16 protein-coding genes are annotated in these 25,186 nt (G+C 66.3%); 11 read left to right on the top strand and 5 right to left on the bottom strand.

Features of this window, described 5'->3' with window-relative positions:
* Positions 1 to 53: 53 nt before the first annotated feature.
* Positions 54 to 1,547 (top strand): DUF389 domain-containing protein, encoded by a 1,494-nt coding sequence (locus AC0KVN_RS21700; RefSeq protein ID WP_435567921.1) that lies wholly within the window; start codon positions 54 to 56, stop codon positions 1,545 to 1,547.
* Between the two features lie 4 nt (positions 1,548 to 1,551).
* On the opposite strand, the gene AC0KVN_RS21705 is transcribed toward AC0KVN_RS21700, so the two are convergent.
* Complete coding sequence (locus tag AC0KVN_RS21705) at positions 1,552 to 2,277, bottom strand: SIMPL domain-containing protein (RefSeq protein ID WP_010336071.1); 726 nt, start codon at positions 2,275 to 2,277, stop codon at positions 1,552 to 1,554.
* 140 nt (positions 2,278 to 2,417) lie between these two features.
* Between AC0KVN_RS21705 and AC0KVN_RS21710 the strand changes: the two genes are divergently transcribed.
* The 6 genes from AC0KVN_RS21710 to AC0KVN_RS21735 all read left to right on the top strand — a co-directional run bounded on the left by AC0KVN_RS21710 (position 2,418) and on the right by AC0KVN_RS21735 (position 8,425).
* Positions 2,418 to 4,196: an ABC-F family ATP-binding cassette domain-containing protein gene (locus AC0KVN_RS21710; protein WP_161733184.1), complete on the top strand. Its 1,779-nt coding sequence runs from the start codon at positions 2,418 to 2,420 to the stop codon at positions 4,194 to 4,196.
* Between the two features lie 61 nt (positions 4,197 to 4,257).
* Positions 4,258 to 5,016, top strand: coding sequence for a class I SAM-dependent methyltransferase (locus AC0KVN_RS21715; RefSeq protein ID WP_435567920.1), 759 nt, complete (start codon positions 4,258 to 4,260; stop codon positions 5,014 to 5,016).
* Positions 5,013 to 5,726, top strand: coding sequence for a VIT1/CCC1 transporter family protein (locus AC0KVN_RS21720; protein ID WP_374553378.1), 714 nt, complete (start codon positions 5,013 to 5,015; stop codon positions 5,724 to 5,726). Before AC0KVN_RS21715 ends, AC0KVN_RS21720 begins: the two co-directional genes overlap by 4 nt.
* 39 nt (positions 5,727 to 5,765) lie before the next feature.
* Positions 5,766 to 6,311: a glutathione peroxidase gene (locus tag AC0KVN_RS21725; protein ID WP_284110388.1), complete on the top strand. Its 546-nt coding sequence runs from the start codon at positions 5,766 to 5,768 to the stop codon at positions 6,309 to 6,311.
* 99 nt (positions 6,312 to 6,410) lie between these two features.
* Entirely contained in the window at positions 6,411 to 7,727 is a 1,317-nt protein-coding gene (locus AC0KVN_RS21730; protein ID WP_435567919.1) for a M20/M25/M40 family metallo-hydrolase, read from the top strand.
* Between the two features lie 53 nt (positions 7,728 to 7,780).
* A complete protein-coding gene (locus AC0KVN_RS21735) occupies positions 7,781 to 8,425 on the top strand; it encodes a trimeric intracellular cation channel family protein (protein WP_004207533.1) in 645 nt (214 codons plus the stop codon).
* A gap of 19 nt (positions 8,426 to 8,444) precedes the next feature.
* Here the strand turns inward: AC0KVN_RS21735 and AC0KVN_RS21740 are convergent, their stop codons facing one another.
* Positions 8,445 to 9,893: an amidohydrolase gene (locus AC0KVN_RS21740; RefSeq protein WP_483656383.1), complete on the bottom strand. Its 1,449-nt coding sequence runs from the start codon at positions 9,891 to 9,893 to the stop codon at positions 8,445 to 8,447.
* A 241-nt stretch (positions 9,894 to 10,134) separates the two neighbouring features.
* On the opposite strand from AC0KVN_RS21740, the gene AC0KVN_RS21745 reads away from it, so the two are divergent.
* The 4 genes from AC0KVN_RS21745 (at position 10,135) to AC0KVN_RS21760 (ending at position 20,340) form a co-directional block, all read left to right on the top strand.
* A complete protein-coding gene (locus AC0KVN_RS21745; protein ID WP_435567917.1) occupies positions 10,135 to 13,152 on the top strand; it encodes a TonB-dependent receptor domain-containing protein in 3,018 nt (1,005 codons plus the stop codon).
* A 62-nt stretch (positions 13,153 to 13,214) separates the two neighbouring features.
* The gene (locus AC0KVN_RS21750) at positions 13,215 to 15,683 is read left to right on the top strand and encodes a zinc-dependent metalloprotease (RefSeq protein ID WP_483656384.1); all 2,469 of its coding nucleotides are present in this window, start codon (positions 13,215 to 13,217) and stop codon (positions 15,681 to 15,683) included.
* A 25-nt stretch (positions 15,684 to 15,708) separates the two neighbouring features.
* Positions 15,709 to 17,505 (top strand): CIA30 family protein, encoded by a 1,797-nt coding sequence (locus AC0KVN_RS21755; protein ID WP_435567915.1) that lies wholly within the window; start codon positions 15,709 to 15,711, stop codon positions 17,503 to 17,505.
* 90 nt (positions 17,506 to 17,595) lie between these two features.
* Positions 17,596 to 20,340 (top strand): M14 family metallopeptidase, encoded by a 2,745-nt coding sequence (locus AC0KVN_RS21760; RefSeq protein ID WP_435567914.1) that lies wholly within the window; start codon positions 17,596 to 17,598, stop codon positions 20,338 to 20,340.
* Positions 20,341 to 20,381: 41 nt separating this feature from the next.
* Here AC0KVN_RS21760 and AC0KVN_RS21765 read toward each other — a convergent pair whose 3' ends face one another.
* The 3 genes from AC0KVN_RS21765 to AC0KVN_RS21775 form a co-directional block, all read right to left on the bottom strand.
* Positions 20,382 to 21,449, bottom strand: coding sequence for a FecR family protein (locus AC0KVN_RS21765; protein WP_435567913.1), 1,068 nt, complete (start codon positions 21,447 to 21,449; stop codon positions 20,382 to 20,384).
* 15 nt (positions 21,450 to 21,464) lie between these two features.
* The gene (locus AC0KVN_RS21770) at positions 21,465 to 21,974 is read right to left on the bottom strand and encodes an RNA polymerase sigma factor (RefSeq protein ID WP_122129546.1); all 510 of its coding nucleotides are present in this window, start codon (positions 21,972 to 21,974) and stop codon (positions 21,465 to 21,467) included.
* A gap of 82 nt (positions 21,975 to 22,056) precedes the next feature.
* The gene (locus AC0KVN_RS21775; protein ID WP_435567912.1) at positions 22,057 to 24,525 is read right to left on the bottom strand and encodes a TonB-dependent receptor; all 2,469 of its coding nucleotides are present in this window, start codon (positions 24,523 to 24,525) and stop codon (positions 22,057 to 22,059) included.
* Positions 24,526 to 25,186 lie beyond the last annotated feature (661 nt).

A 25,186-nucleotide genomic window follows, 5' to 3' on the forward strand; every position in this document is an offset into this window, starting at 1 on the left:
ACCGGTCATTCCGCGCTGGAAAGGAGCGGCCGGGCGAATTAGGCTTGCCAACCATGCAGAATGAAGATGACAGGCCCGTAGCCGATGCGCCCTTGTGGCGCTCCGTTCCGCGCTGGTGGCGCAGCCATGTAATCCGTGGGATCGATCATCAGGCCGTGCTCGAAAGGGTCCGGGCCGATGATGGCTGGAGCCCCTCCTACGCCTTCATGATCCTGATGTCGGCGGGCATTGCGGTGCTCGGCCTGCTGCTCTCCTCGCCGGCCGTGGTGATCGGCGCGATGCTGATCTCGCCGCTGATGGGGCCGATCGTCGGGCTGGGCTTTGGCCTCGCCATGACCGATGCGCGTGAAATCCGCCGGACGATCGTCGCGCTGGCGGGCGGGGCGCTGGTGGCGATCGCGTTCACGGCCTTCATCGTCCTGCTGTCGCCGTTGCAGACGGTGACCAGTGAAATCGCCGCCCGCACCCGGCCCAATCTGTTCGACCTGATGGTCGCGCTCTTTTCCGCGCTGGCGGGCGCCTATGCGATGATTCGCGGCAAGGCCGGCACGATCGTCGGCGTCGCGATCGCCACTGCGCTGATGCCGCCGCTGGCAACGGTGGGCTTTGGTCTGGCGACGCTCAATGCGACGGTCGCGGGTGGTGCCTTCCTCCTCTTCTTCACCAATTTCGTGACGATCGCCCTGGCCGCGGCGATCATGGCGCGCCTCTATGGCTTTGGCCGCCGCCTGTCGCCCAGCCAGAGTTGGCTGCAGATGGTTTTCATAGGCGCTATCTTCCTGGCACTGGCAGTGCCGCTCGGCCTGTCGCTCGGCCAGATCGCCTGGGAGGCGCGGGCCGCCCGCGATGCCCGCGACGTCATCCGGCGCGAATTTCCCGATGGCGCCCGGATCGCGCAGCTCGACCTGGATTTCGCCGCCAAGCCGCTTGCCGTGACCGCCAGCGTCCTCACCAGCCATTACGAACGCGATGCGTCCGCGCGGGCCGGCCATATCCTGGGGGACATGCTGGGCAAGCCGGTGTCGCTGGATATCGAACAGATTCGGGTGGGTGAGGGGACGGATGCCGACAATGCCCAGTTGCTCGCCGCCCAGACCGCGCGGCGTGAGGTGCAGGGGCAGATCGATCGCCTGACCGACCGGCTGGCGCTGGTCGCCGGCGTCAATCCCGATGCGGTGACGGTGGATACCGCGCGCAAGCGGGCGGTGGTGCGGGCGCGGGCTTTGCCGGATGCGGGCCTCGGCGCCTATTGGGCGCTGGAGCGGCGGGCGGCGGCGGCAACGCCCGGCTGGACGATAGAGGTTACGCCGCCGACCCTGCCGCTGCCGTCGCTCGCGCTGGATGATGAAGGGGCCGTGACGGACAAGGATCGGCTGGCGCTTGTGCTGTGGGCGGCGCAGCGCACCGGCCTGCCGATCGACCTGTCGATCAAGGGGGAGGGGAATGAGGGGCTACTCAAGCCCTTTGCCGATCTTGGCATCGACGCGCGGCTGGTCAAAGGCGCCAGCGCGGACCTTGCGGTGCCGCACTGGCGCGTCGAGGAATGACGGCTTAGCGTTCGAGCGCGTACTGGACCGTCAGGCTGATCGATGCGCTGACCTGACCGGGTTCGACCGGGGTCGGCGCGGCGTCGGCCTTGAAGCGGGCCGCCATCAGCGGCATCGGCGCATTGCCGCCGCTGCTGCTTTCCGAGATCGAGACCAGCCGGGCCGAGCGATAGCCCGCCGCCTGGGCATAGAAATCGGCCTGGGCCTTGGCCGTCTTGAGCGCGGTGGCGCGGGCCTGGGCCTGAAGCGGGCTCGGATCCTCGACCGAGAAGCTGGGGCCGTTGATGTTGGTCGCGCCGGCCTGCACCAGCGTATCGAGCAGCGCGCCGACCTTCTTCACGTCGCGCACCTTGACGCTCAGCTGGTTCGACGCCTCATAGCCCAGGAAACGCGGACCGGACGGCTGGCCGTCGCGGTTGCTGTAGTCATATTGGGCGTTGAGGTTGATGCCGCTGGTCTGGATGTCGGCCTTGGCGATGCCGGCCTTGGCCAGCGCCGCGATCAGCCCGTCCATCTTGGCGGCATTGTCCTTCATCGCCTGGGCCGCGGTCGGGGCCTTGGTCTGAACGCCGGTGCCGATGGTCGCGACGTCAGGCGCGGCCTCGACGCTTTCGGTGACGTTCAACGTCACCACCGGCGCGGTCTCGGCGATGGTGACGCTGGTCTGGGCGACAGCCGCGACAGGCAGTGCGGCGGCGCCGAGCGCCATCAGGGCGAGAGCGGATTTCATGGACATGGTCTCCTCTGTAAGTCCTGCACCCGTTTTTGGCCTGGGTGCGATGAATGGACGCTGTCCTGCGTTGAAAGCCGTCCGACAGCTTTCCGGTTCCACTCTTGCCCCGACGCCCGATAGGCCCTAGCTGCACCGCCATGGCAGCACCCATTCTCTCGTTCGAAAATCTCGGCCTCTCGCAGGGCAGCCACTGGCTGTTCCGGCATATCGACATCCATGTCGGCCAGCGCGACCGGCTGGCGCTGATCGGGCGCAACGGCGCGGGTAAAACTACGCTGCTTAAGCTGATCGGTGGGCAGATCGAGGCGGATGAGGGCATTCGTTCGGTGCAGCCGGGCGCGCGGGTGGTGACGCTGGAACAGGATCCGGACGTCAGCGCCTTCAAGACGCTGCATGATTTCGCGCTGGCCGGCGCATTCGCGCCGCCCGCCCATGAGGTGGAGGCGATCGCCGACCAACTGGGCATCGACCTGTCGCGCGAAGCGGCGACCGCGAGTGGCGGTGAGCGCCGCCGTGCCGCGATCGCCCGCGCACTGGCGAGCGAACCCGACCTGCTGCTGCTGGATGAGCCGACCAACCATCTGGATATCGCGGCGATCGACTGGCTGGAAAGCTGGCTCGCCCGCTATACCGGCGCCTTCATCGTCATCAGCCATGACCGTGCCTTCCTCACCCGCCTGACCCGGCAGACGCTGTGGCTCGATCGCGGCCAGATGCGCCGCAACGAAATCGGCTTCGGCGGTTTCGAGGACTGGATGGAAGCGGTCTATGCCGAGGAGGCACGCGCCGCCGAGAAGCTGGACGCCAAGCTCAAGATCGAGGCACACTGGCTGGAGCGCGGCGTCACTGCGCGGCGCAAGCGCAACCAGGGGCGCCTTGCCAAGCTGTGGGAGATGCGCGCCCAGCGTGCCGCGATGCAGGGGCCGCAGGGCACTGCCAAGATCGCGGTGGCGAGCGACGACAGCAAGACCAAGAGCGTCATCAAGGCCGAGCATGTCACCAAGACATTTGGTGATCGGACCATCATCAACGACTTTTCCCTGCGCGTGCAGCGTGGCGACCGGATCGGCATCGTCGGCGGCAATGGTGCGGGCAAGTCGACCCTGCTCAAGCTGCTGACCGGCGAACTGGCGCCCGACAGCGGCGCGGTGACGCTGGCCAAGACGCTGGACATGATCTTCATCGACCAGCAGCGCAGCCTGATGCAGGGCGACAAGAGCGTGCGCGACGTGCTGGCCGAAGGCGGCGACTGGATCGACGTGCGCGGCGTCCGCAAACATGTCCATGGCTATTTGAAGGACTTCCTGTTCGATCCCTCGCTGGCCGAGGCAAAGGTCGGCACCCTGTCGGGTGGCGAGCGCTCGCGTCTGCTGTTCGCGCGCGAATTTGCCCGCGAATCCAACCTGCTGGTGCTGGACGAGCCGACCAACGACCTCGACCTCGAAACGCTCGACCTGCTGCAGGAAGTCATCGCGGACTATGATGGCACGGTGCTGATCGTCAGCCATGACCGCGATTTCCTGGATCGGACCGTGACCGTCACGCTCGGCCTCGACGGATCGGGCAAGGTCGACGTGATCGTCGGCGGTTATGCCGACTGGATCGCCAAGCGCGATCCGCGCCGCGCGCCCAAGGCGGAGAAGAAGGAGGCTGCGGCACCGCCGCCGCCCAAGCCGGCCTCGACCAAGCTGACCTACAAGGACCAGCGCGACCTCGACCTGCTGCCCAAGAAGATCGAGGAACTGGAAGCGGCGATCGCCCGCGACGAGGAGGCGCTGGCTGATCCCGCGCTCTATACCCGCGATCCCAAGAAATTCGCCGCGCTGACCGCTGCGATCGAGAAGGCGCGCGCGGAGAAGGACGCGGCCGAGGAACGCTGGCTGGAACTGGCGGAGAAGGCCGAGGGGCTGGGCTGAGCCCCTTGCGCTGCCCCCTGCATCTGATAGCCAGACGGCGTCGAAACTTCAGGATGGTCGCATGATCGATACCGACAGGGACTGGCGGATATGGGGGGAGACCGACCCCTATTATGGCGTGGTCTCCGCGCCTCAGTTCCGACGCGAACAGGTCGATCTCGACGCATTTTTCCAGACCGGCGATGCCTATATCCAGGAACGGCTGGGCCGGCTGGAGCGGCAACTGGGCATGCTCCCGCGTCGACGGGCGCTGGATTTCGGATGCGGCGTCGGCCGCGTCGCCCTGCCGCTGGCGGGATTGTTCGACGAGGTGGTCGGGCTCGATGTCGCGCCGGGCATGCTCAAGGAGGCCGAGCGGCTGCGGCTGGAGCGGGGCATAGGCAACGCCCATTTTCGTCAGTCCGACGACCGGCTGAGCATGGCCGTCGGCGAGTTCGACTTCGTCCACAGCTATATCGTCTTTCAGCATATCGCGGTCGAGCGTGGCCTGCCGCTGATCGGGCGCCTGCTTGATCGGGTGGCGGTCGGCGGGATGGCCAATATCCATGTGGCGATCCGGCGCGGTGACACGCCGGTCCGTGCCGCTTTTTATCGCGCGCGGACCCATATTCCCGGCCTGCAGCGGCTGGTCCATCGGCTGCGCGGGAAGAAGTCGAGCGAGCCGATGATGCAGATGAACGAATATCCCGTTTCTGCCATCTTCTCGATGATGCATCTGCGTGGCTTTGGCCAGGCGCTGGTCGATGTGGAACGGCATGGCCGTTTCCTGACCATGCATATCGCGGCGCGACGGATCAGCCCGACGGAGACATTGCCATGACCATGCCGCGCGTCGAGCCGCCACGGCCACATCATGCCGTCCATTATGTCAACCGGGTCGGCTGGCTGCGCGCGGCCGTGCTGGGCGCCAATGATGGGATTGTATCGACCGCCAGCCTGATGACCGGGATCGCCGCATCGGGCGCGACGGGCGAGTCCATATTATTGTCGGGTATTGCCGCCTTGGTGGCAGGTGCCATGTCGATGGCGGCGGGCGAATATGTGTCGGTGAGCGCCCAGTCGGATACCGAGCGTGCCGATCTCGCCAAGGAAAAGAAGGCGCTGGCGACGCAGCCCCATGCGGAATGGGAGGAGTTGCGCGACATTTATGTCGAGCGCGGGCTGGATCGGGACTTGGCTGGGCAGGTGGCTACCCAATTGATGGCGACCGATCCGCTGGGCGCCCATGCCCGCGATGAGCTGGGCATTTCCGACCTCAGCACGCCGCGCCCGGTGCAGGCGGGGCTGGCCTCGGCGGCGAGTTTCGCCTGTGGCGCCGCGCCACCGGTAGTCGCCGCAGCCATCGCGCCGTCGCTGGCCGGGATCAGCGTCGTGCCGGTGTCGCTGCTCTGCCTGTTGCTGCTGGGCTATGTCGGGGCGCGGCTGGGCGGGGCGCGGCCGGGGCGGTCGATGCTGCGTACCTTCTTCTGGGGCGCGCTGGCGATGGCTGTGACGGCGGCGGCGGGGCATCTTTTCGGCGCCGCCATATGATGGCAAGGTCCGCCGCCTGATATCCAAGGGAGACGATGCATGACCGACATCCAGCAGATACCGCTCAAGACCATCAAGGGCGCCGACGCGACCCTGGCCGATTATGCCGGCAAGGTGGTGCTTGCGGTCAATGTCGCCTCCAAATGCGGGCTGACGCCGCAATATGAGGGGCTGGAAAAGCTCTATGCCGATTATCGGGACAAGGGGCTGGTGGTCGCGGGCTTCCCGGCCAATGATTTCGGTGCCCAGGAACCGGGCAGCAATGACGAGATCGCGACCTTCTGCACCACCAATTTCGGCGTCGATTTCCCGATGTTCGAGAAGATCGTGGTCAGCGGGCCGGACAAGCATCCGCTTTATGCCGCACTGACGAGCGCACTGCCGGAGGCGCAGGGCGATGGCGACAGCTTCCGCGAGCGGCTCAAGGGCTATGGCATGACGCCCAATCCGGTGCCGGAAATCCTGTGGAATTTCGAGAAATTCGTGATCGCCAAGGATGGCAGCGTCGCGGCCCGTTTCGCGCCGACGACGGCGCCCGACGATCCGGCGCTGGTTGCCGCGATCGAAGCCGAACTGGCGAAATAAGCATCCGACGGGTGGCGTGTCTGCGCGCGCCACCCGTTCTATTCTGAAGCTGCCCCGGAGCGGCCCATTCTTCCTTTGTTTCGGTGAAGTTACGAACCCATGCGACAGACTATTGTGAAGGCGGCGCTGTGCGGCGCGATGCTGCTGGCGACCACGGCACAGGCGGCGCTGAGCCCGGCCGAACAGAAGATCGGCGCCAGCGTCGATGCCGGTCATGAGCCCGCGATCGCCCTCCTCGAAAAGATCGTGAACCAGAATAGCGGGTCGATGAATGTCGCCGGCGTCAAGGTGGTGGCCGACATGCTGCGCCCCGAGTTCGAGGCACTGGGCTTTGCCGTCACCTGGAAACCGATGGATCAGGTCAAGCGTGCCGGCCATTTCATCGCGGTCCACAAGGGGCGGGCGGGCACGACGAAGATGCTGCTGATCGGCCATCTCGACACGGTGTTCGAGCCGGACTCGCCGTTCCAGACCTTTAAGCGGGATGGCGACTGGGCCGCCGGGCCGGGCGTTGGCGACGACAAGGGCGGGGTGGTGACGATGCTGCTCGCCCTGAAGGCGATGCAGGCGGCCGGCACGCTGAAGAACGCCAATATCGAGGTGGTGCTGACCGGTGACGAGGAGGATTCGGGCGATCCGGTCTCGATTTCCCGCGCTGACCTGATCGCGGCCGGCAAGCGCGCCGACGTCGCGCTCGATTTCGAGGGGCTGAGCCGCGAGGACGGCAAGGATATGGGCTCGATCGCGCGCCGCTCCTCCAACAGCTGGACGCTGACCACCAGCGGCAAGTCGGCGCACAGCTCGGGCATCTTCTCCGCCGCCGCCGGTGATGGCGCGGTCTATGAAATGGCGCGGATCATCACCGCTTTCCGCAAGGAATTGCCGGAGCCTAACCTGACCTTCAATGTCGGCCTGATCGGGGGCGGCCAGAGCGCCGATGTTGACAAGGATGGCGTGCGCATCGCCGTGACCGGCAAGACCAACATCATCCCGCAGATCGCCGTCGCCAAGGGCGATTTCCGCACCCTCAGCCAGGATCAGACCGAGCGGGTGCGGGCGAAGATGCAGGCGATCGTCGATAGCGGCCATCTGCCGGGCACCGGCGCCAGCATCGCCTTTGACCTGGGCTATCCCTCCATGGCGCCGACGGCGGGCAACCGCGCGCTGCTCGGCAAATTGAATGGCATCAACAAGGATTTGGGCCTGCCCGAAATGCCCGAGCTTGATCCGCTCAAGCGCGGCGCGGGCGATATCAGCTTCGTCGCGCAGGATGTCGACGGGCTGGTGGGTCTTGGCCTCGCCTCGATGGGTGACCATAGCCCGGCGGAAAAGGCGGACCTGTCCACCATGCCGCGCCAGGCCAAGCGGGCGGCCATATTGATGACCCGTTTGTCGGCCGAGAAAGGCCGGAAATGATCGACCCTCGGGCGCCGGCTTCCGCTGGCGCCCGATAGCGGCTACGGAAAGCCATGCTGCCGCCGACCCCGACGATCGCCACCCATATCGGACCCGTGCTGGAGGCGTTGAGCCTGATCGGCACGTTCGTCTTCGGGGCTTCCGGGGCATTGGCTGCCGCGCGCCTGCGTCAGACATTGGTGACCTTCGCTTTCTTCGCCCTGCTGACAGGCGTGGGCGGCGGCACGGTGCGCGACTTGCTGATCGATGCGCCGGTCTTCTGGATCCATGATCCGGCGCCGTCGATCGTGTGTATGGCGGCCGCCATTACCGTCTGGATCACGCCGCGCCGCTGGTGGAGCGATCATGCGCTCGACTGGCTCGATGCGATCGGGCTGGCCGCTTTCGCGGTCTTTGGCGCGGCCAAGGCGATGAGCTTTGGCGTGCCGCCCTTTGTCGCGGGGATGATGGGCGTGGTCACCGGCTGTGTCGGTGGCATCATGCGCGACACGCTGGCCGGCGAGCCGTCGATCCTGCTGCGCCCCGAACTATACGTCACGGCCGCAGCGTTCGCCTCCGGCCTGTTCGTGCTGCTGCGGCTGGCCGGGCTGGATGTGCCGGTCGCCGGCGTGATCGCGGCGCTGCTGGGATTTGGCCTGCGGGCGCTGGCAATCCGCCGTGGGCTGGGGTTGCCCGCCTATAAGGAGGCGGGCGAGTGATCGTCCTGCTTCGGGATCGTCACTTTCCGTTTCGATACTCCAGCGCCGGCCCCTTGTCGCCCAGTAGCGAGCGATAGACGAAATCCTTGCCGCGGCGGCGATCCAGTTCAGCCTTGGCCTCCGCCAGCGTGTCCGGGCTCTGGAACAGTTGCGCGGCGGTCAGCGCCATCGCCTTGGCGGCGACGACGGCACCCTTGGTGCCGACGCTGGTTCCGCTCGCGGCAACCGCCTGCCAGCTGTGCGGCGGGGTGCCCGGCGCCCAGGTGGCCGCGACCATGCCGACCGTCGGCGTCGTGTAGCTGACATCGCCGACATCGGTGGAGGCCGGCGTCAGGCCGCCGCTGCTATAAGCCTCGACGCTGCCGTCACCCATGCGCGTGCCCTTGGGGAAGCTCGACTGGATCTGGGTGATGAAGGCCTGTTCCTGCGCATTGTAGCTGGGCAGGGTCACCTGTTTCAGATTGTCATACATGACATGGCCCAGCGTGTCGTTGGGCAGCAGGTCGAAGGTGCCGCCGACCTGGTTGAACTCGACCGTGGTGCCGGTGCCCATGGCCGCGCCCTCGGCCGCCTTCTTCACCCGGTCCATGATGTCGGCGACCACCTGCTGATTGGGGTGGCGGACATAATAATAGACCTCGGCCGTATCGGGCACAACGTTCGGCGCCTTGCCGCCATCGGTGATGACATAATGGATGCGGGTTTCCTGCGGCACATGTTCGCGCATCATGTTGACCATCGCGTCCATCGCCTCGACCCCGTCGAGCGCGGAGCGGCCACGTTCGGGCGCGGCGGCGGCATGGGCGGCGGTGCCGTGGAAGCGGAACTTGCCGCTGATATTGGCGAGCGCGGTATTCTGCGACGCGCTGTTGCTGTCGGCGGCATGCCAGTGGATCATCGCCGACACGTCCTTGGTCAGGCCCGCGCGGACGATGAACACCTTGCCCGATCCGCCTTCCTCCGCCGGGGTGCCATAGAGGCGCAGTTCGCCCTTGATCTTGTGCGCGGCCATCCAGTCCTTGGTGGCGATGGCGGCCGCGACCGAGGCGGCGCCGAACAGATTATGACCGCAACCATGGCCGGCAATGCCCTCGATGGGCTTGCGCACCGGCTCGGCCGCCTGGGGCAGGCCGGGCAGCGCGTCATATTCGGCGAGCAGGCCGATCACCGGGCCGTCGCCGGTCCTGAAGCGGGCGACGAAGGCGGTCGGCATGCCGGCGATCCCGGCCTCGACCGTGAAGCCGGCAACCTTCAGCTGCTGTTGTAACAGCGCCGAACTCTTGGTCTCCTGAAAGCCGATTTCGGCATAGTTCCAGATCTGCAGCGCGTTCTTGGCCAGCGTGTCCGCGCCGCGATCGACATCCGCCATGATCGCCATCTTGTCGCCATCGGCCAGCGGCCCGGCCAGGGCGGGCGCCGATGCGCCGAGCGCGAGGAGGGCAAGGAAGGAGCGGGCGAAGCGTGACATGGATGGATCCCCTGGCTGCATGAAGCGGGGCGGTCCGCACCATCCCCCACTGGTGAAACGGCTTATCGATCAGGGCGATGGATACCACCATCACAAAAGTGAAATTTTTGATGGGGGAAATTTTCGGGCCTGCGTCTCCGACAATGAGAGGGTTTCCGGCCACGCAGCCGGACGAGGGGACAACCTCAAAAGATCAGAGCCCATCCGAAGGGATCGGATGGCGGGAGCCAGGGGAAGACATATGGGTGTGTATCGGAACAAGGGAGCCTGCGCGGCGAGCCTGATCGCCATGGGATGGGCCATGACCGCAGGCAGCGCATTTGCGCAGGACGCCGCCCCGGCGGCGGATGCGGCGGACGGCATCGTCGTCGTCGGCTCGCAGATCAAGGGCGCCAAGATCAACGAGGCGCTGCCGGTCACGGTGGTATCGACCGACGAGATCAAGAGCGCGGCCGCCGTGTCGGGCGACGAACTGTTTCGTTCGATCCCGCAATTTGGCGACGTCCAGTTCAACAGCCAATATCTGCCCGGCAGCTCCAACGGTGCGCGCGGCGACGTCGGCTCGCTCGACCTGCGCAGTCTGGGCATCGGCAACACGCTGGTGCTGCTGAACGGCCGCCGTGTCGTCGCCCACCCGACCAGCCAGGCGAACGACCAACTGGTGCCGGTGCTGAGCTACAACACCAATGCCATCCCGGTGAACGGGCTGGAGCGGCTGGAAGTGCTGCGCGACGGCGCGGCCGCCATTTACGGCGCGGACGCGGTGGCGGGTGTGGTGAATACCGTGCTCAAGACCGACTATCAGGGTGCGGAACTGTCGCTGCAATATGGCGGCGCGGAAGGCCCCGGCCTGCGCGAGTTCAACGCCAATGGCGTGATCGGCACCAACTTTGCTGAAAATCGCGGCAACATCACCCTGTTCGGCAGCTATGACCATGGCACCGGCCTGGATTCGACCGAGCAATATTATACCGAATCCTCCGACCGCCGTGGCCTGTTCGAAGGCACCGCGTTCGAAGGCTCGACCTCGCTCGACGGTCGGTCGACCACCACGCCCTTCGCCAACCTGCGCACCTATGGCAATGTGCCCGTCACCATCAACGGCACGTCCCTGACCAACGCATCGGGCCAGTTCCACCTGCAGCCGACCAGCAGCACGGGCTGCGTCGCGGCGATCGGCAATGATCGCTGCATCCAGAATGGGGCGATGGCGACGGCGGGCGCGGACCGCGACCTGCGTTATGACTCGCTGGCGCAGGGCACGTCGATCATGCCGCGCCTCAACCGCCTCAACCTGTTCATGACCGGCCATTATGACATCAGCGACGATGTCACCTTCTTCGCCGAAGCCGGCTTCTATCGCAGCAAGACCAAGGCACAGCAGAGCCCGGTCGCAACGCTCAGCTCGATCCCCATCTATGTGCCGGCGAGCAACTACTGGAACCCGCTGGGTCAGGCCGTGTTCGCCAACGGTACCGTCAATCCCAACCGCCTGGCCGGCACCAACGCCCCGGCCGAGGGGCTGCCGCTCACCATCAACAATTATCTGTTCGATGACTTCGGTCCGATGAACGTCACCGTGACCAACCAGCAATATCGCCTGCTGGCCGGTCTGCGCGGCGAGTTCAACGGCTTCAACTGGGAAAGTGCGGTCAGCTACTCCGAAGCCTGGGCCCGCGACGTCAGCGACAATATCAGCCGCACCAAGCTGCAGGAATATCTGTCGCTCTCGACCCCGGACGCCTACAACATCTTCGGCACGTCGGTGAACAGCCAGTCGACCATCGACGCGATGCGCGAGGAACTGGTCCGCTATACCAAGTCGACCCTGGCGACCTATGACTTCCGCATTTCCAAGAGCGACCTGTTCACCCTGCCGGGTGGCAATGTCGGCTTTGCGGCGGGTATCGAGGCGCGGCGCGAGACCCAGCTCGACGATCGCGATCCGCGCATCGACGGCACCATCACCTATACCGATCCGCTGACCGGCGCGGTTGCGGGCGACTTCGTCAACTCCGCGCTCAACAACGACACCAGCGGCCATCGCGAAGTGTTCGGCGCCTATGCCGAATTTGCCGTGCCGCTGGTTTCGCCGGAAATGGACATCCCGCTGGTGCGCAGCCTGGATCTCCAGCTGGCTGGCCGGTACGAACATTATAGCGATTTCGGCGATGTCGCCGTGCCCAAGATCGCCGGCGCCTGGGAAGTGGTGCGCGGCATCCGCTTCCGTGGTTCCTGGGCCAAGTCGTTCCGCGCCCCGAACCTGGAGCAGACCAACGCGACGGTCGTCACGCGCGCGAACAGCCGCACCGACTATATCATGTGCGAGGCGGACGTTCGCGCCGGCCGCATCACCGACTTCTCGCAATGTTCGCGGGCGCAGACCACCTCGGCCCGGCGTTCGGGTAACCCGGATCTCGATCCTGAACGGGCAAAGACCCTGTCCTTCGGCGTCGTGTTGGAGCCGCCGCTGCCCGACGGCATGGGCCATCTGACCTTCACCACCGACTGGTGGCGGGTGCGCCAGACCGGCCTGGTCGGCATCTTCGGCGAAGGCAATGCGCTGATCCTCGACTATCTGCTGCGCAAGCAGGGTTCGAGCAATCCGAACGTGATCCGCGCCGCGGCGACCGCTTCGGATGTCGAAGCCTTTGCCGGCACCGGCCTGACCCCGGCGGGCGAGGTTCTCTACGTTCTCGACCAATATACCAATTTGCAGCCGCAGACGGTGAAGGGCCTGGACTTCAACCTGACCTATCGCACGCCCGAAACCAGCGTCGGCAGCTTCAACTTCGCGGTCAATGCGTCGCACTTCCTGAAATATTATCAGGAACCCTCGCCGGGCATCGCCGAACTGCTGGCGGCGCAGGACGCGGGCGACATCGACGCCGCCGTCAACATCTCGGGCGGCCGCAGCCTGTTGCAGCTCGATCGCAAGCCCAAGTGGCGCGGTTCGGCCTCGCTCACCTGGTCGCTGAACAATGTGACGGTCGGCGCCTTCGCCCAATATACCGGCAAGGTCTATGACACCGGCCTGATCGACGCCGACGGCGATTACTGGACGGTCAAGGCGACCACCACGGCGAACCTCTATGGCCAGTATCGCTTCACCGAGGGATCGCTGAGCGGCACCAGCATGCGCATCGGCGTGCGCAACCTGTTCGACAAGGCGCCGCCGCTGTCGTCCAGTGGCTATCAGGGCCAGCTTTATTCGCCGCTGCGTCGCTATTGGTACTTGAACGTCAGCCACAAATTCTGATGCCTCCTGGGGCACCGGCCATCGCGCCGGTGCCCATTTTTTGCTTTCGGGACATGTTATTGATGAAATCGCTGCGCGCGCTGCCGCTTGTCGCCCTGATGATCCTGAGCGTGCCGGCCGGCACCGCGCTGGCCCAGCCCGCGCCGGCGGCAAGTCCGGCCCCGGCCAGCCTGTTCACGCTGGCGGGCGGGCAGAAGATCGTCCTGCCCAAAGCGGGCGCCAATGGCGTCATCGCCCGCTATCTCTACACCCCCTCGATCGCGGGCGGCCTGGGCGCAGCCGAGATCGGCCTGGATCGCGCGCGGCTGGGCGAGACGCAGGTGCTGCTGTTCCGCAAGGTCGGCAACAAGGTGCTGGCCGAGTTCGAGAATTACCGCTTCCGCGCGCTCAATGGAGACGCCGGCGAGGAGCAGGCAGTCGCGCGCTCCTTCTCCAATTCGCCGATCTGGTCGGGCGATATTGTCAGCGAAGATGACAGGGGCATCACGCTCGATCTGTCCGGCCTGCTGATGCGCGATGCCTTTGACGTTGCCGGGCGGCTGAAGGCGACCAAGGCCGGCAATTTCAAGATTGCGCCGGCGCTGTCCTATGTCGATCCGGCGCAGAGCCTGGCCTTCCCGGACAATGTCGAGTTCGAGGCGGCGCTGACCTTCACCAGCGACGAGCCGGGACGCAGCATCGAGCGCGTGCTGCCCGATGCGCGCGGGCTGACGGTGCGGGTGCATCACAGCTTCATCCGCCTGCCCGATGCAAATTTCCACACCCGCGCCCATGATCCGCGCACCGGCACGTCGGTGCAGGTCATCCGCAACAATTATGCCGCCGCGCTGGACGAGCCGATCGTCACCCGGCTGGTGCGCCGGTTCCGGCTGGAAAAGACCGATCCCAATGCCGAGCGTTCGGCGGTCAAGAAGCCGATCATCTTCTATGTCGACCGCGCCGCGCCGCAGGCGATCCGCGATGCGCTGAAGGAAGGCGCCCAATGGTGGGCACAGGCGTTCGACGCGGCCGGCTTCGTGGACGCCTTCCGGGTCGAGGAATTGCCGGTCGGCGCCAACCCGATGGACGCGCGCTACAATGTCATCGCCTGGGTCCATCGCGAAACGCGCGGCTGGTCGACCGGCACCACCATCGTCGATCCGCGCAGCGGCGAAATCGTGCGCGGCGTGGTGCAACTGGGATCGCTGCGTGCCTGGCAGGACAAGCTGATCTTCGAGGGGCTGGCCGGCGCGGCGAAGGAGGGCACCGGTGCCAGCGACGACCCGATCATGCTGGTCAAGGCGCGGCTGCGCCAGCTCGCCGTGCATGAGGTCGGCCATGCGCTGGGCCTGTCGCACAATTTCGCCGGTTCGACCTTCGAGAACCGGGCGTCGGTGATGGACTATCCCGCGCCGCGCATTGCCGTGCGGGACGGCGCGCTCGACTTTTCCGACGCCTATGCCACCGGCGTCGGCGCTTGGGACAAGTTCGCGATCGACTGGCTCTATCGCCAGTTCCCGGCCGGCACCGACGAGAAGGGCGCGCTGGACGCCATGACCCGCGCGGTTCAGGCCAAGGGCTATCGCTTTGTCGCCGATGGTGACACACGCGGCGATGGCGATGCCCAGCCCTGGGGCAATATGTGGGATGACGGCACGGATGCCGCCGCGCAGCTGACCCATATCATGGATGTGCGCCGGATCGCGCTTGACCGCTTCGGCCTGGACAACCTACCCGCCGGGGCGGCCGCCGCCGACCTGCGCCGGATGATCGTGCCGATCTATCTGTTCCACCGTTACCAGGTGACGGCCGCATCGAAGCTGATCGGCGGGGTGGACTACAGCTATGCGGTGAAGGGCGATGGCCATGAGCAGGCGCTGCCGGTCGACGCCGCGCAGCAGCGGGCGGCATTGCGCGCATTGCTCGCGACGCTCGATCCCGTCGCGCTCGATCTGCCCGATCGCCTGTCACCTTTGCTGTCATCGATCCAGTCGGGCATGAGCGACCGCCAGACCGACATCGAACTGCTGCCCGGACGCACCGCCGCCGCCTTCGACTGGGCGCGGGCGGCCGAAGCGGCGGCCGATGGCAGCTTCATCGCGATGCTGGCGCCCGAGCGGCTCAACCGGCTGGTGGCGCAGAATGCCGCCGATGCCGGCCAATTGTCGCTCGACGAATATCTGGGCGCGATCGACGATCGGGTGATGGCCGCCGGGGCAACGGGCCGTCAGGCGGAAATCGTGCGGCAGGTCCGCGTCCGCTATGTCCTGCGCCTCATCAGCCTGGCCGACGATAAGCAATTGTCGTCGACCGCGATCGCCATCGTGCGGGCGCATATGGAGAGCCTGGCCGAGCGCCTCGGCAAGCGTGGCGCTGCCGCCGACGCCGCGCATAATCGCTATCTCGCCACAATGCTGACGGCCTCGCCCGAGGAGCGCGCCAAGCTGGCCGAGCCGATCGCGCCGCCGCCGCCGATCCCGCCGGGCGCGCCGATCGGCAGCGATGCCGAATGCTGGTTCTGCATGCCGGCGGTGCCGGCGACCGAAGAATAATCATTGCCTTTGAGGGGGAAGTCCCATGCGTAAATCTGTTGTCACTGCTCTGCTGGCCTCGGCCATCGCCCTGCCGATCGCGCTGCATTCCGCCGCCTCCGTCTCGGCCCCGGCCGATGGCGGCACGGTCGCCATCGTCGGCGCGACCATTTTCGACGGCACCGGCGCGGCGCCCGCGCCCGGCACCGTGCTGATCCAGGATGGCCGCATCACCGCCGTCGGCGCCGATGTGAAGGTGCCGCGCGGCGCCAGGGTCATCAATGCCAAGGGCAAGGCGCTGCTGCCCGGCTTCTTCGACGTCCATACCCACTGGACCGCCGGCGGCAACCCCAGCACCTTCCCGCAGATCGCCAATGCCTATGTCGCGGCCGGCGTGACCACGGTGAATGATTTCAACGAGGCGCCCGAGGCGTTCGCGCCGCTGCGTGCCTGGCTGGGCCAGATGAACGCGCCCCATGTCCGCTTCGCCGCGCGCATCAGCACGCCCGGCGGCCATGGCGCCGACTGGGCCGATCAGGCGACCACCATCTGGGTCAACACGCCCGGCGCCGGCAAGGCCGCGATCGAGAGCCTGGTGCCCTATCAGCCCGATCTGGTGAAGATCTTCTCCGACGGCTGGCGCTATGGCGTGTCGCCCGACAATACCAGCATGGACGAATGGACGCTGAAGGCCACGGTCGAGGCGGCGCATGTCCAGAACTGGCCGGTGCTGACCCACACCGTCACCGTCGATCGCGGCCTGGTCGCGGCGCGGGCGGGCGTGGATTCGCTGGCCCATGGCCTGCAGGACCGGCCGATCACCGCCGAGGAAGTCGCCGCGATCAAGCAGAGCGGCATGGCGATGGCCCCGACGCTGGCGGTCTATGATCCCTATAAGCGCGGCGACGTGAAGGCGGACGATCCGCGCCTGAAGCAGACTTTCCGCAAGTTCGGCTTTGCGCTGGGCAATGTGAAGGCGCTGTTCGATGCCGGCGTGCCGATCGCGCTGGGCACCGACGCGGGCATGCCCGGCACGCCACATGGCCCATCCACCCTGCACGAGATGGAATTGCTGGTACAGGCCGGCCTGACGCCCAGCCAGGCGCTGGTCGCCGGCACCCAGACCAGCGCGAAGATCATGCGCATCGATGCCGATCGCGGCACCATTGCGGTCGGCAAGCGCGCCGACATCGTGCTGATCGACGGCACGCCCTGGACCAACATCAAGGATGTCTACAAGGTCTCACAGGTGCTGATCGACGGCAAGCTGGCCTATGGCGCCGGCGCCCCGGCACTGCCCGCCGCCAACAAGACCGACCGTCTGCCCTCGATCAGCGTGCCTGCGCTGATCGACGATTTCGAGCGCGACGATCGCCGCTCGTCGATCGACACGTTGCGCGTCGACACGCCCGATGGCGGCATCGACCGGTCGGTCGAGATCACCCAGACGGTGCCGCGCGACGAGGGCGGCAAGGCGCTGTCGCTGTCGGCGCGCATGGCGGTCAAGGAAGCGGCCTATGCCGGCTTTGCCATTCCGCTCAGCCGCGGGTCGATCACCCCGGCGAAGATCAGCGGCTATAAGGGCCTGCGCTTCGAGCTGAAGGGTGACGGCGCCTACACCGTTCGCCTGAACGGTCTGGACGGCGTCTGGGAAGCGCAGGTGCAGGGCGGCGCCGGCTGGGCTGCGGTCGAGGTGCCGTTCAGCCAGTTCAAGCCGGTCGAGCGGCGCGGCAAGGTCGGCCCGGCCTTCACCGGTGACGGCATCACCCAGGTCGAGTTCGGCGGATCGCGCGGTCCGGGCAAGCGCATGTGGTTGCAGATCGACAATGTCCGCTTCTACTAAGGGCTGACGGCCTGTTCGAAAGGGGCGCGATGAAGCATCGCGCCCTTTCCCCTTTCTGCCCGCTTACGACCAGATATCTGGAGAGATTGCATGAAACCCCATTGGCTTTTCCTGTCGGGCGCGCTGTTGTTGCAGGCGGTTCCTGCTGCGGCTCAGACCACCGCCCAATCCGGCACGCCGACCCCGCCCGAGCGCTTCTTCAAGCAGCCGCCGGGGACCGACTATTATCTCGCCAATTACAGCGAATATGAGGCCTATCTCCAGAAGCTGGCGACCGAAAGCGACCGGATGAAGCTGGTCGACATCGGCAAGAGCGCGGAAGGGCGCAGCCAGTGGATGGCGATCGTCTCCTCGCCCGCGAACCTGGCCAAGCTGGACGAGTATCGCGCCATTGCCGAGAAGCTGGCCCGTGCCCATGGCGTGGACGAGGCGCAGGCGCGCACGCTGGCGGCGCAGGGCAAGGCGGTGGTCTGGATCGACGCGGGCATGCACGCGACCGAGACGGTGACGTCGCAGGGACAGATCCAGGTGCTCTACCGGATGCTGACCCAGTCGGACCCGGAAACGATGCGCATGCTGGACGACTGCATCATCCTGTTCGCGCATGACAATCCCGATGGCATGGAACTGGTCGCCAACTGGTATATGCGCTCGGCCGATCCCAAGAAGCGCGAGATGGCGACGCTGCCGCGCCTCTACCAGAAATATATCGGCCACGATAATAACCGCGACAGCTTCATGGCGGCGATGCCCGAGACCGAGAATGTCAATCGGGTGCTGTTCCGCCAATGGTATCCGCAGATCGTCTATAACCAGCATCAGACCGGGCCGGAGGGCATGGTGGTGTTCGTGCCGCCGTTCCGCGATCCGTTCAATTTCAATTATGACCCGATCGTCATGGCGCAGCTCAACGAAGTCGGCTTTGCCATGCATTCGCGCCTGATTTCCGAAGGCAAGGCGGGTTCCGGCACGCGCAGCGCGGCGCCCTATTCGACCTGGCACAATGGCATGGAACGCTCGGTCGCCTATTTCCATAACAGCATCGGCCTGCTGACCGAGATCATCGGCGGGCCGACCCCGGCGAAGATCCCGCTGGTGCCATCGACCCAGTTGCCGCGCGGCGACGAGATGATGCCGATCGGCCCGCGCGACTGGCATTTGCAGGATTCGCTCGACTATCAGTGGACGCTGGACCGCGCGGTCATCGACTATGCTTCGCGCAATCGCGAGCGACTGCTGTTCAACATCTGGAAGATGGGCGCCAACAGCATCGAGAAGGGCAGCAAGGATAGCTGGACCATCACCCCGTCGAAGGTCGACCGGCTGGCCAATGCCAAGGCGCTGGACGAAGGGCGTGGCCCCAAGAAGGTCGATCCCGGCCTCTACAAGACGATGCTGCAGGCGCCGGCCGAGCGTGATCCGCGCGCTTACATCATCCCCGCCGACCAGCGCGACATGCCCACCGCGATCGCCTTCCTCAACGCGCTCATCAAGAATGGCGTCGAGGTGGAGCGGGCCGACGCGCCGTTCCAGGCGGGCGGGAAAAACTATGCCGCCGGTTCCTATATCGTGCGCACCGACCAGGCCTATCGCCCGCATGTGATCGACATGTTCGAGCCGCAGGATCATCCGCACGACACCGATTTCCCCGGCGGCCCGCCCAAGGCGCCCTATGACATTACTGGCTATACTTTGGCCTATCAGATGGGGATCGGCTTCGACCGGCTGCTCGACGGGCTGGACCAGCATTTCACCCCGGTGCCCGACCTGCTGGCGCCGCCGCCCGGCCGGATTATCGGCCAGGGCAAGGCGGGCTGGATCGTCGGTCATGAAAGCAACAACAGCTTCATCCTGACCAACCGTCTGTTGAAGGCCGGTGTGCGTCCGGCCTGGCTGAAGCAGGCGGTGAGCGCCGATGGCGAGGCGATGCAGGCCGGCGCGATCTGGATTCCGGCATCGGCCGGCGCGCAGAAGATCGTCGGCGACGCGGTGACGCAGCTGGGCCTGACCGCCCATGCTGTCGATGCCGCGCCGCAGGGCGAGCGCATTGCGCTCAAGCCGCTGCGCATCGGCCTGGTCGATCGCTATGGCGGCAATATCCCGACCGGCTGGACCCGCTTCCTGCTGGAGAAGTTCGAATTCCCGTTCGCGCCGGTCTATGCCAAGCGTCTGGATGCGGGCAATCTGGCGAAGGATTATGATGTGCTGCTGTTCGCCGATGGGGCGTTGCCGCCCAGCGGCGCCTGGGGAACGGCGCGCGCCGGCAAGCAGCCGGACGTCAAGGACACGCCGGCCGAGTTCGTGCCGATGCTGGGCGATCTGACCGACGCCAAGACGGTGCCGGCGGTCGCGGACTTCGCCCGCAATGGCGGCGCGGTGGTGGCGATCGGCAATTCGGCCCGCTTCATCGACCTGCTCGGCACGCCGCTCAAGCCCGCTCTGGCGCGCGAGGTAGAGGGAACGATGAAGCCGCTCGACACCAAGAGCTTCTTCATCCCCGGATCGATCCTGCGCGCGCGCGTCGATAACCGCCAGCCGCTGGCCTATGGCCTGCCCGATCAGGTGGACATGTTCTTCAACCGCTCGCAGACCTTCGTGACGGCGAATGCCACCCCCTATGGCCAGGTGTCCTGGTTCGAGGGCCGCGACCTGCTGCGCAGCGGCTGGGCCGTGGGACAGGAGAAGCTGGCCGGCACGATCGCCGTCGCCGATGTCGATGTCGGCAAGGGCAAGCTGCTGGTGATGGGGCCGGAAGTGGCGCAGCGCGCTCAATCCTATGGCACGTTCAAATTCCTGTTCAACGCGCTGCTCTATGGCGCGGCCGATCGGAAATAAGGGAAGGAGCGGGGCGTCATCGGACGCCCCGTTTTTTTGGATCAGCCCCGGACGGCGCAGTCGCCGGGGATGATCTGATCGCCGCGGGTCAGGACGATCCGGTCAGCGCTACGTGCAACATGCACAAGGCCCTGCTGCTCCAGCGCTTCGGCCAGACCATCGGCATTGTCGATGTCGAACACGCCGCTGATGGCGATATGCGCGGCATCCTCCTTCACCTCGAGCCGGCCCGAGCCGTAGCGGTTCATTTCCGCCGCGACGTCGGACAGGCAGCGGCCGGTGAAGACGATGCGCCCGTCGCGCCAGGCGCTTTCGCGGGTCACGTCGACGGGGGCGACCGAAATGCTCTGGTCCTTCTGCGTCAGGCGCATGCCGGCGGGCAACAGGGTGGCGCGGCTGCCATTGTGGGTTGCTGCAGCCGTCACGACGCGGACAAGCCCTTCGGTGGTGGTCACCTGTTCCCGGCCCGAAAGGCGCGACACGTCGAAGGCGGTGCCGACCGCCGTGGCCGTGAGCTTGCCGGCCGATACGCTGAAGGGGCGGCTCTTGTCCTTTTGGACGGCGAAATAGGCGCGGCCCGTCTCCAGCGCGACCGCCCGCTTGTCGGTGGAGAAGGCGAAGCGGATCGCACTGTCGGCGTCCAGGATCACGCGCGATCCATCGGGCAACTGGATATTGCGGCGGCGGCCGGCGGGGCTGAACAGGCGCGTGCCCGTGGCCTGTGCCACCTGTTCGCCGGACAGGGCGGGCGGCACGGGATGCTCGGCAGGCCGGCTGGTGAACCAGAGCGTCGCCGGCACCGCCAGCAGCGCGGTCAGCGAGGCTGCCAGCAAGGCCGCACGCCACGGGCGGCGGCTGGTGGATGGCGTAGCGGCGTCGGTCTGGCGCGCCTGCATCTGGGCGAGCATCGCCGCGATCGCATCATCCTGTTCCGCAGCGCCGGCGACGTCCCAGCTCCGCTCGACCGCGTCCATGGCCGCGCGATGCGCTGGCGCCGCGTCGCACCAGGCGGCGATCGCGGCCCGCTCGGCGGATGTCGCCGTGCCGGACTGCAACCGCGCCCAGTGGGCGGCGGCGATGTCGAAGGGGTCGTCCCCGTCCTGGGTCATGAAGTGACCGCTATCCTATCGTGCCATGCGCCGGGCGATATGCGCGACGGCCTTGGCGACATGTTTCTCGATCGCGCTCACCGAAATGCCCAGCCTTTCTGCAATATCGCCATAGGCCAGCCCTTCGTAGCGCCGCATCAGGAAGATGTCGCGGGTCCGTTCCGGCAGCTCTTCCAGCGCGCGGACGACCTGGGCGATCTCTTCCCTTGCCTGTAAGACGCGGTCGGCGGTCCGTTCCTCAGCAGGATGATCCTTTTCCGTCAGTTCATCATGCCCCTTGGCATGACGGACCTGATCGCGTCGCGCCTGATCGCGCAATACGCTGGACGCGGTGCGGAAGATATAGCCTTCCAGATTGTCGATGCCGTCGGGCGACTGGCGCACATGCATGCGCAGCATCACATCCTGCACCAGGTCATCGACGATATGGGCGTTGGCCACGCGGCGCGCGAAATAGCGGCGCAGCGCCGGGATATAGGCGGAATAGTCGGTCGCCCTGTTTTCCACCCCGCCCGGTTGCGGCAACGACGATCCTGATAGACGGTTCAACCCCGAAACCCCTTGTCCGCGCTTTCAAACCCCTTGCGGGCCGCCCCGGCGACCCGCATCACCAATGCCGGTCCCAGCTCAGCAGGATCGATCGCGGTCCTGAACTGAACGTTTGACCGACCCCATATCCGTTAGTCACCGCGCGCAAATTCGCGACGCGGTTGAAAATATTGCGCGCGCGCAGCGACAGGCTGGTCCGTTCCCGGCGCCAACTGACCCCCGCGCCGAACAGCGAGAAGCTCGACGTCTCGACGAAATCGGGATCGTCACGGGTGAAGGTGGACCAGGAACCCGACTGATATTGCCAGTCGCCCTCGATCGTCAGTTGGCCATGGCCGCCGACCGACCAGCTGCGCGCCAGGCTGGCCTGCAACCGGCGATGCGGCACGAAGGGGATGCTGTCGCCCTTGTCGGCGCCGCCGACCAGCGGCGCGGCGTCGGACACGCGGGTGAGGTCGGCGCGGATCAGGCTGGCCTCCAGCCGGGCGGTGAGACCCGGTAGCGGCCGGGCGACCAGTTCGAACTCGGTGCCCAGGATCATCGCATTGCCGACATTGACCAGATAGGCGTGCGAGCGATTTTCCGACAGCGCCCGATACTGCATGTCGCGCCAGTCGTTCATATAGGCGGTCAGCGTCATCTCGCTGTCGCGTCCCAGATGCAGGTTGAAGCCCAGTTCCGCGCCCCACAGGCTGTCGCCATCATAGGTGCGGCGATCGGGCAGCAGCACCGAGGCCGTATTGACCCCGCCCGGCCGGATGCTGCGCGTCAGCTGGGTATGCCAGCTGGCGCCCGGCGCGATCGGCAGGTCGATATGGACGCGGGTGCTGAGCCCGCCCGAGCGGCTGACGGTGCGCGGCCAGGAGTCGATCGATCCGCTGAGCAGATTGGGCACGACCACGTCATTCTGCGATGCGACGCGATAATCATCATAACGCAGCCCGAGGGAGACGAGCAGATCATCCTCCCGATAGGAGAGCGTGCCGAACAGCGCCGCCTGGTCGCGGCTGATCGCCAGCCGGCGGGCACCGAACAGTTCGCCGGTGACATCGGGATCGCCGCTGTAGGAGGAGAGTTCGCTGCGCAGCCGCTCGCTCCGATGATCGATCAGCACGCCCGCCACCCAGCCCAGCCCGTGAACATTGTCATGGCCCAGGCGCAATTCCTGCAGGATGCGGGTCGACACGATAGGAATATGCAGCAGCGATGGCGCGAGGCCGGCGGCATAATCGGCGAACTGCTGTGTCTGCGCCGGATCGCAGGACGGACTGTCGAGCCCGAAATAGCGTTGGCAGGCTTCGGGATCCTGCCCCTGCAACAAGGTGGCGTTGGTCCGATCATAACGCCGGTCGAGCGACCAGCGATAGGCGGCGGTGATGCTGGTCAGGCGGACCGGGCCGCCGCCATAGCCGATCTTCAGCCGCCCCATCAGGAAATCATGGGTGGTGGGCGCGGCGAAATAGCGATCGGTGCGATAGGGGCCGAGCGACTGGAACCAGGAGGACGCATCGGCAATGCGGCGATGCTGCCAGGTGAGCAGCGCCGATATGTCGAGATCGGGTTGTGGCACGATCCGCGCGATCAGGCGCAGTCCCGATATGTCGTCGTCATTGACGTTGCGCGCGCCGGTGCGGACATTGTCGACATAGCCGCCCGCGCGGCTGGCATAAGCGGTCGCGCGCAGGGCAGCGCGCTCGCCCAGCGGGATATTGAGCGTGGACGAGGCCGACAGGTCGGGCTCGCCGCCCTGCTGCATGCCCAGGCCCAGGCTGGCGCCGCCGCCCCATTGGCCCAGATGCGGCTCCTCGGGCGCGATCTCGATCTCGCCCGCGAGCGCGCCGACGCCATGTTCGGCGCTGCGTGCGGTGCGCGCGATGCGGACCTGCGCGACGTCCACCAGCGACAGGTCGCTGGTCGTGCGCGCGGCGTCGCTGCCGGTGCCCGACGGGCCGGCGATCGGCACGTCGCCGAAATAGACCAGGGTGGTGGATTCTCCCGCCATGCCGACGCCACGCACGACCAGCGCGCGCTGACCGGCATTGCCCGGTTCGCTGCTGATGCCGGGACTGGCTTCGACCAGGGCGGCAATCCCCGCCGCGCTGGGCCGCAGGCGCAGGTCGCCGGCAAAGCTGACCGGGTCGGTGCGACGCTGCGCGGTGACGATCAGCGGGCGGGCCGGGGGCAGGGGGGATGAGGGGGCGGCGGCGGCAATGTCGGTCGTGCCGCGGACAGGGGAGGCCGGCTCGATCAGGATGACATGGGCGTCCGTCTCCCGAAAGGTCAGGCCGCTGCCCTTGAGCAGCCGGCGCAGGGCGCTCGAAAAGGGCATGGTGCCCGACAGCCGGTGCGACGTGGCCGAACCGGCAAGGGCGGAGGGGAAGACGATCTGCCGGCCGGCCTGCAAGGCGAGCTGCTGGATCGCGGTTTCCAGCTTCTGACGGGGTATATCGAAGGAGGTGTCAGTGCCATTGCGGGCGAATGCCGGGGCGGGCACGATGGGCAGGGCCACGAATAGGGGCGCGCCCATTGTCGCGATCCGGCGCAGCGCATGCCGCCCCGGCCGCGCGACACCGGCTCTTCTGCACCTTCGTATCACGGACACGCCTTATTCTTCCGACCCGATGTCCAGAACGAGCGACCCCCCACTTTCCATCACGGAATATCCGGTGTCGCGACGGGAGATTGCGCAAATTGTGCAAAGATCATGAACTATCCCCAGGACGCGACGCCGGTTTCCGACGCTGCTGTCCCGTCAATGTGGAAGGAAGCGCATGACGTCGTCGTCTTTGCGGAAGCGAGGGCGATGGGATCGCGGCCGGATTGCTATCCGAAAGGGGCAGGGGCGTGAATTAAGTTATTCTGTTCCTTCTACAAGTCGGCCTCGTGGCGCAGCCTCCAGGGCATGCAGGTGGGCCGTTGCGGAGTAATTTTTGTTTTTGGTTCATTTTTTGCGAGAAAGGAGTTGACGGGTTCGCCTGACGGGCCTAGATGCCACTCCACCGACGCGGTGATGACCAACGGTTTTCGCCACGAACGGTCGCCAACATAGCAGGACAGTATGTCCCCCGATAGAGATAGCGGGGGACGATCACTGTCCGCTTCGATGTTTGGGCGGCTCTTTGACATTGTGATTTAGATGAAGGGACATGTGGGCGGCGGCCCCGGGTTCTTACGGCTTTCAGGCGTAA

The organism is Sphingobium sp. SG1 (assembly GCF_057063145.1).

What these genes read in the sequence shown, in the direction of transcription:
- AC0KVN_RS21700 (WP_435567921.1), top strand. Translation starts at nt 54, where the DNA reads ATGCAGAATGAAGATGACAGGCCCGTAGCCGATGCGCCCTTGTGGCGC.
- AC0KVN_RS21705 (WP_010336071.1), bottom strand. Translation starts at nt 2,277, where the DNA reads ATGAAATCCGCTCTCGCCCTGATGGCGCTCGGCGCCGCCGCACTGCCT.
- AC0KVN_RS21710 (WP_161733184.1), top strand. Translation starts at nt 2,418, where the DNA reads ATGGCAGCACCCATTCTCTCGTTCGAAAATCTCGGCCTCTCGCAGGGC.
- AC0KVN_RS21715 (WP_435567920.1), top strand. Translation starts at nt 4,258, where the DNA reads ATGATCGATACCGACAGGGACTGGCGGATATGGGGGGAGACCGACCCC.
- AC0KVN_RS21720 (WP_374553378.1), top strand. Translation starts at nt 5,013, where the DNA reads ATGACCATGCCGCGCGTCGAGCCGCCACGGCCACATCATGCCGTCCAT.
- AC0KVN_RS21725 (WP_284110388.1), top strand. Translation starts at nt 5,766, where the DNA reads ATGACCGACATCCAGCAGATACCGCTCAAGACCATCAAGGGCGCCGAC.
- AC0KVN_RS21730 (WP_435567919.1), top strand. Translation starts at nt 6,411, where the DNA reads ATGCGACAGACTATTGTGAAGGCGGCGCTGTGCGGCGCGATGCTGCTG.
- AC0KVN_RS21735 (WP_004207533.1), top strand. Translation starts at nt 7,781, where the DNA reads ATGCTGCCGCCGACCCCGACGATCGCCACCCATATCGGACCCGTGCTG.
- AC0KVN_RS21740 (WP_483656383.1), bottom strand. Translation starts at nt 9,893, where the DNA reads ATGTCACGCTTCGCCCGCTCCTTCCTTGCCCTCCTCGCGCTCGGCGCA.
- AC0KVN_RS21745 (WP_435567917.1), top strand. Translation starts at nt 10,135, where the DNA reads ATGGGTGTGTATCGGAACAAGGGAGCCTGCGCGGCGAGCCTGATCGCC.
- AC0KVN_RS21750 (WP_483656384.1), top strand. Translation starts at nt 13,215, where the DNA reads ATGAAATCGCTGCGCGCGCTGCCGCTTGTCGCCCTGATGATCCTGAGC.
- AC0KVN_RS21755 (WP_435567915.1), top strand. Translation starts at nt 15,709, where the DNA reads ATGCGTAAATCTGTTGTCACTGCTCTGCTGGCCTCGGCCATCGCCCTG.
- AC0KVN_RS21760 (WP_435567914.1), top strand. Translation starts at nt 17,596, where the DNA reads ATGAAACCCCATTGGCTTTTCCTGTCGGGCGCGCTGTTGTTGCAGGCG.
- AC0KVN_RS21765 (WP_435567913.1), bottom strand. Translation starts at nt 21,449, where the DNA reads ATGACCCAGGACGGGGACGACCCCTTCGACATCGCCGCCGCCCACTGG.
- AC0KVN_RS21775 (WP_435567912.1), bottom strand. Translation starts at nt 24,525, where the DNA reads ATGGGCGCGCCCCTATTCGTGGCCCTGCCCATCGTGCCCGCCCCGGCA.